Annotated in this window: 6 protein-coding genes; 4 read left to right on the top strand and 2 right to left on the bottom strand. The window is 62.5% G+C overall.

Going from position 1 to position 4,950, the window contains the following annotated elements; genetic code table 11:
• Window positions 1-525, top strand: a 525-nt coding sequence (locus tag AAC083_RS15365) for an NCS2 family permease (RefSeq protein ID WP_146181539.1), incomplete at its 5' end; no start/stop codon positions are given.
• A 100-nt stretch (window positions 526-625) separates the two neighbouring features.
• On the opposite strand, the gene AAC083_RS15360 is transcribed toward AAC083_RS15365, so the two are convergent.
• Window positions 626-832 carry a hypothetical protein gene (locus AAC083_RS15360; RefSeq protein WP_108535484.1) on the bottom strand — a complete coding sequence of 69 codons (207 nt, stop codon included), beginning with the start codon at window positions 830-832 and terminating at the stop codon, window positions 626-628.
• Here AAC083_RS15360 and xdhA point away from each other — a divergent pair, their 5' ends adjacent.
• The 3 genes from xdhA to xdhC are packed head-to-tail and all read left to right on the top strand — an operon-like array spanning window position 833 to window position 4,504.
• Window positions 833-3,151 carry a xanthine dehydrogenase molybdenum-binding subunit XdhA gene (gene xdhA / locus AAC083_RS15355; protein ID WP_108535483.1) on the top strand — a complete coding sequence of 773 codons (2,319 nt, stop codon included), beginning with the start codon at window positions 833-835 and terminating at the stop codon, window positions 3,149-3,151.
• Window positions 3,144-4,022 (top strand): xanthine dehydrogenase FAD-binding subunit XdhB, encoded by an 879-nt coding sequence (gene xdhB / locus AAC083_RS15350; RefSeq protein WP_108535482.1) that lies wholly within the window; start codon window positions 3,144-3,146, stop codon window positions 4,020-4,022. Before xdhA ends, xdhB begins: the two co-directional genes overlap by 8 nt.
• Window positions 4,019-4,504 (top strand): xanthine dehydrogenase iron sulfur-binding subunit XdhC, encoded by a 486-nt coding sequence (gene xdhC, locus AAC083_RS15345; protein WP_108535481.1) that lies wholly within the window; start codon window positions 4,019-4,021, stop codon window positions 4,502-4,504. The genes xdhB and xdhC overlap by 4 nt, the downstream gene beginning before the upstream one ends.
• Window positions 4,505-4,620: 116 nt before the next feature.
• Here xdhC and AAC083_RS15340 read toward each other — a convergent pair.
• Window positions 4,621-4,950 (bottom strand): glycine zipper 2TM domain-containing protein (locus AAC083_RS15340; protein ID WP_146181538.1); only part of this gene is annotated, 330 nt, incomplete at its 5' end.

Raw genomic sequence — 4,950 nt, 5'->3', positions numbered from 1 at the left:
ATACGGGCGGTGGCGGGGCAGGCCAACTTGCTGGATAAAGATGGTCACATCATCAACAGCGGCAAGGCGCTCAGTGCCGACTCGGTCAGCAGCATCTTCTCCGGCCTGGTGGGGGCTGCGCCGGCTGCCGTCTATATCGAATCGGCAGCGGGCACGGCAGCGGGTGGCAAAACCGGCCTGACCGCCACTGTGGTCGGCGGCCTGTTCCTGTTGATGCTGTTCCTCTCGCCGCTCTCCTATCTGGTGCCAGCCTATGCCACGGCGCCGGCCCTGATGTATGTGGGGCTCTTGATGCTGAGCAACGTCACCAAGCTCGATTTCGATGACTTTGTCGGGGCCATGTCCGGCCTGCTGTGCGCTGTCTTTATCGTGCTCACCTGCAACATAGTCACCGGCATCATGCTGGGTTTCAGCGCCCTGGTGATCGGCCGCATCTGCTCCAACGAGTGGCGCAAGCTCAATCCGGGCACCGTCATCATCGCCTTGGCGCTGGTGCTCTTCTACGCCGGTGGCTGGGCCATCTAGTCCAGGGGGCTGGTGTCATTACGGGAGTCTCATCGGGGGTGACAGACAGGTGGCCCCCGATGCTTTTCAGGCGCGGCAGGTACCATTTTGATAATGGGGATTACCAGATTGATAACGGGTCGTATGCCAGCGGTTGAATGTGCATGAAAAATCGGCAATCCGGCAACGCCATCAGCCTGGCCGGGGTGCCGGATGGGATCTTCTTCACACTTATCCTCATCGCTGGCCTGTCTGCGGGAAACAGGCGCATATCTTGCTGTTTTTTATCCTGGTTCTGGATTTTCTTACCTGAAGCAAGGACTTGCATATGTCCATAGGATTACCGCTCAAGCGGGTGGATGCCGAGGCCAAGGTGACCGGCAGCGCCCGCTATACCGATGACAACATCATGCTCGGGATGCGCCACGCCAAGTACGTGAGAAGCAAGATCGCCCACGGCAAGGTGCTCGCCATCGACGCGACCGAGGCGCTGGCCCTGCACGGGGTCGAAGCCGTGTTTACCCATGAAGATGTCCCCACCACCTGTTTTCGCACCGCCGGTCACGCCTGGTCCCTCGATGAGGCCAAGCGGGATGTGAAAGACCGCCGCCTGCTCACCGACCATGTGCGCCACTTTGGTGATGGGGTCGCCATAGTCGTGGCGCGCGATCCGCTCACTGCCGAGAAGGCGGCCTCGCTGGTCAAGGTGACCTACGAGCCGCTGCCGGTGATGACAGATGCTGCTAGCGCCCTCGCGGAGGGGGCTTATCCCATTCACCCGAGCGGCAATCTGCTGCGCCAAAGCCAGCTTCGCGCCAATGAACCGGAGCAGGCTATCGCCGCCGCCGACTTTCAATTCACCGGCCACTACCAGACCCCAGTGGTGCAGCACTGCCATCTGGAGACGGTGACCTGCTACGCCTACATGGATCAACCCGACCACATCATCGTCGTCTCCAGCACCCAGATCCCCCAGATAGTGCGCAGCCGGGTCGCCAAATCCCTCGGTCTGCCCTGGTCGAGTGTGCGGGTGATCAAGCCCTATATGGGCGGCGGTTTTGGTAACAAGCAGGATGTGCTGGAAGAGCCGATGGCGGCGTTTTTGAGCTACCAGCTCGGCGGCGTGCCGGTCAAGGTGACCTTGAGTCGGGAAGAGTGCTTCTTCGCCTCCCGCACCCGCCACGGCTTTGCTATCGATGGCAAGATGGGCCTCAACCGCGACGGCACCCTCAAGGGTTATCAGCTCGACGTGCTCTCCAACACCGGCGGCTATGCCTCCCACGGCCACTCCATCGCCAGCGCCGGTGGCAACAAGATCAGCTACCTCTATCCGCGCAGCGCTTTTGGTTATGACGCCACGACCTTCTACAGCAACCTGCCCACCGCCGGTGCCATGCGCGGTTACGGCGCGCCCCAGGTGATTTTTGCCCTCGAGTGCATGCTCGATGACGCCTGCGCCGAGTTGGGATTAGACCCGCTCGATGTGCGTATCGCCAACGTGGCGCGGGAAGGGGATGTCAATCAGGTCAACCAGAAGACCATCTACAGCGCCGGTCTACCTGAGTGCCTGCTGCGTGGTCGCGAGATGTTCGAGTGGGATCGGCTCAAAGCCGAGTGTTTGGGGCAGGAACCTGCAAGTCGGGTGCGACGTGGCATCGGGGTCGCCTGTTTCAGCTACGGCTCCAACACCTATCCGGTGGGGGTCGAAATTGCGGGGGCCCGCATGCTGCTCAATCAGGATGGCACCGTCAATCTGCAGATCGGCGCCACCGAGATAGGGCAGGGGTCGGATACCGTCTTTGCCCAGATGGCGGCCCAGACGCTTGGCATTCCGTTTGAGCAGATCCGGGTCATCTCGACCCAGGATACCGACATCACCGCCTATGATCCGGGCTCGTTCGCCTCGCGCCAGAGTTATGTGGCCGCCCCCGCCATCCATCAGGCGGCGCTGCAACTGCGGGCTCGCATTCTGTCGCTGGCGGCCCAGCTTTGCCATCAGGATGTGGGGTCGCTGGCCCTGATCGACGGCTACGTGGTGTTGGCCGGTGCGCCGGACAAGGTGCTGATCAGCGTGGCCGAGGTGTCGGTCAACGCCTACTACCACCTCACCATCGGCGGCCAGATCACCGCCGAGGTCTCCCACAAGACCACCACCAACCCGCCCAGTTTCGGCTGCACCTTTGTCGATCTCAGCGTCGATATCGATCTCTGCAAGGTCACCATCAATCGCATCATCAACCTGCACGATGCGGGCAAGATCCTTAATCCACAGCTGGCAGAGGGGCAGGTGCACGGCGGCATGGGGATGGGGATCGGCTGGTCCCTGTTCGAGGAGATGATCATCGACGCCAAGACCGGCGTGGTGCGCAACCCCAACCTGCTCGACTACAAGTTCCCCACCATGCTGGACTTGCCTGAGCTCGAATGCGACTTCGTGCAGACCTATGAACCCCAGTCGGTCTATGGCCACAAATCACTGGGGGAGCCGCCCATCATCTCCCCCGGCCCGGCGATCCGTAACGCCATTCGCATGGCGACCGGGGTGGCCATCAACGAGCTGCCCATCACCCCCAAGACCCTGTTTCGGGAGTTTGTCGCGGCGGGTTTGATCACCGAGGGATCAGGGGAGGAGCAACACCATGTTTGATATTGCCCGTTACTACAAGGCCCACAGCGTGGCCGAGGCGCTCGCCCTGCGCCAGGCCGACCCCGAGGCGCGCCTGCTGGCCGGTGGCACCGATGTGATGATCCAGCTTCATCACCTCAACCCTGCCTATCGCCATATCGTCGATATTCACGACTTGCCGGAACTCAAAGGGGTGAGCGAGCTGGCTGATGGATCGATCCGTATCGGCTCTGGCACCACCTTTACCGAGATCATCGAAAACGAGCTGGTGCAGCGTCGCCTGCCGATGCTGGCAGAAGCGGCCGCCACCATCGCGGGTCCGCAGATCCGCAACGTCGCCACCTATGGCGGCAACATCTGCAACGGCGCCACCAGTGCCGACTCGGCAGCGCCCACGGTGGCACTGGAAGCAGAGCTTGAGATTGCCGGCCCGGGCGGCACGCGCCGCATTACCATCGCCGGTTTTCACACAGGCCCCGGCAAGGTGGCGCTGCAACCGGCGGAGATCCTGGTGGCGTTTCATTTTGCCCCTGATCCCTATCCCCATGTGGGCTCCCACTACTTCAAGTACGCCATGCGCGGTGCCATGGATATCGCCACCATCGGCTGCGCCGCCTACTGCCAGATTGAGGATGGCCACTTCAAGCGCCTGCGTCTGGCCTACGGGGTGGCGGCACCGACACCGGTGCGCACGCCGCATGCGGAGGCGGCAGCCGAGGGACAACCCCTGACCCGGGCGACGCTGGCGGCCATTGCCGAGGCGGTGGTGGCCGATGTGGCGCCGCGCTCCTCCTGGCGGGCAGAGAAAGCCTTTCGCCTGCACCTTATCAAAACCTTGGCGCAGCGGGTGATCGCCTGCGCTGTCGAACGTGCCGGAGGCAAGATCCTATGATGCAACCGCAAACCTGTCCCACTGTTGCGATCCAGTGCGAGATCAACGGCAAGCCTTACTCCTATGCGGTGTCGCCCACCATGTCGCTGCTCTACTTCCTGCGCGGGCAGGGGCTGATCAGTGTGAAAGAGGGGTGCAGCGTCGGCGAATGCGGTGCCTGTACCGTGCGGGTGGATGGCATCGCCATCGACAGCTGTCTCTATCTCGCGGTATGGGCCGATGGTAAGTCCATTCGTACCGTGGAGGGGGAACGGCAAGGCAACCAGCTCTCCGATGTGCAGCAGGCCTTCATCGACGAGGGGGCGGTGCAGTGCGGTTTTTGCACCCCCGGCCTCGTGATGGCGAGCGCGGCTTTACTCGACAAGACAGATCGCCGCCCGCTGACCGATGCGGAGATCCGCCGCGGGCTGTCGGGCAATCTCTGCCGCTGCACCGGTTATCAGAACGTGGTGCGGGCGGTGAAAAAGTGCTGCAAGGGGTAACCGCCTGAGCGCAATGACCGTGAGTGCCGTTGTTTGAAAAAAGGGAAACAAACCGCCAAAAAACACAGGCCCGTCTCGAAAGAGGCGGGCCTGCTGCTGACTGGCGCCAGGAGAAATCACACTTTTGGCTGGTCGATCACCAGCTTGCCCTCCTTGACCGGTATGGTGGTGCCGGGGGCCTTGTCCATGCGGATGACGCCTTCCTGACCGGCGAGGCGGTAGGTGACATCATAACCCAGGGTACGGGTGCTGCTCTCCTGCACCGTCTTGCAACGCTGCTCGGTGCTGGGGTAGGTATCGCCCGCCTGCATGTTGCCCTGCACCTGATTGCCGGCATAGCCACCGGCCACGGCACCCGCGGCTGTTGCCACCTTCTTGCCGTTGCCGCCACCAAACTGGTGGCCGACTACGCCGCCCAGCGCCGCGCCAACCACGGTACCCAGGAT

The sequence above is a fragment of the Aeromonas sp. HMWF014 genome, from assembly GCF_963878295.1.
GTDB classification, from domain to species: domain Bacteria; phylum Pseudomonadota; class Gammaproteobacteria; order Enterobacterales; family Aeromonadaceae; genus Aeromonas; species Aeromonas popoffii.
The sequence above is the reverse complement of the archived record's forward strand: the minus strand, read 5'-3'. Positions and strand labels throughout refer to the sequence as shown.